General features: G+C 67.2%; 1 protein-coding gene. It reads right to left on the bottom strand.

Annotated elements, in window-relative coordinates; all coding sequences use genetic code 11:
- A partial coding sequence (metK, locus tag FG385_RS33715) for a methionine adenosyltransferase (protein WP_200834781.1) occupies window positions 1-1,171 on the bottom strand: 1,171 nt, incomplete at its 3' end.
- Window positions 1,172-1,193: the final 22 nt, after the last annotated feature.

Below are 1,193 nucleotides of genomic sequence, written 5' to 3' on the forward strand. Positions count from 1 at the left end.
CGCGGTCGGTGTTTTCCCAGGGGAGGGCGAGTTCGGGGCGGCCGAAGTGGCCGTAGGCGGAGGTCTGGGCGTAGATCGGGCGCAGCAGGTCGAGATCGCGGATGATCGCGGCTGGGCGCAGGTCGAACACGTCGGTGATCGCGCCCTGGATCTTCGAGGGATCGGTGGTCTCGGTGCCGAAGGTCTCCACGAACAACCCCACCGGCGAGGCCTTCCCGATCGCGTACGCGACCTGCACCTCCACCCGCGACGCCAGCCCGGCCGCCACCACGTTCTTCGCCACCCACCGCATCGCATACGCCGCCGAGCGGTCCACCTTCGACGGGTCCTTCCCCGAGAACGCGCCCCCACCATGGCGCGCCATCCCACCGTAGGTGTCCACGATGATCTTCCGCCCGGTCAGCCCCGCATCCCCCATCGGACCACCGATCACGAACCGGCCCGTCGGGTTCACCAGCAACCGCACGTCGGCGGTGTCCAGCTCCAGCGCCGCCAGCTCCGGCGCCACCACCTGCTCCCGCACGTCCACCCCGAGCATCGACTCCAGATCGATCCCCTCGGCATGCTGGGTCGAGACCACCACCGTGTCCAGCCGCACCGCCTGCTCACCGGCATACTCGATCGTCACCTGCGTCTTGCCGTCCGGACGCAGATACGGCAGCACCCCGTCCTTGCGCACCCGCGTCAACCGCTGCGACAACCGGTGCGCCAGCGCGATCGGCAACGGCATCAACTCCGGGGTATCCGAGCAGGCATAGCCGAACATCAGGCCCTGATCCCCCGCGCCCTGACGATCCAGCTCATCCAGCGCCGACTCCAACCGCGACTCGTACGCGGTGTTCACACCCTGCGCGATATCCGGCGACTGCGCACCGATCGCGACGTTCACCCCGCACGAGTTCCCGTCGAACCCCTTCGCCGACGAGTCATACCCGATCTCCAGGATCCGCTCCCGCACGATCGTCGGGATATCCGCATACGCCTCCGTCGTCACCTCACCCGCGACATGCACCTGCCCCGTCGTGATCAACGTCTCCACCGCCACCCGGCTACGCGGATCCTTCGCCAGCAACGCATCCAGCACCGAATCACTGATCGCGTCACAAATCTTGTCCGGATGCCCCTCCGTCACAGACTCCGACGTGAACAACCTGCGGCTCGAATCGGTCACGGTGCTCGTCACATCCCATCAA

The sequence above is a fragment of the Amycolatopsis alkalitolerans genome (genome assembly GCF_006152065.1).
In the GTDB taxonomy this organism is placed as follows: domain Bacteria; phylum Actinomycetota; class Actinomycetes; order Mycobacteriales; family Pseudonocardiaceae; genus Amycolatopsis_E; species Amycolatopsis_E alkalitolerans.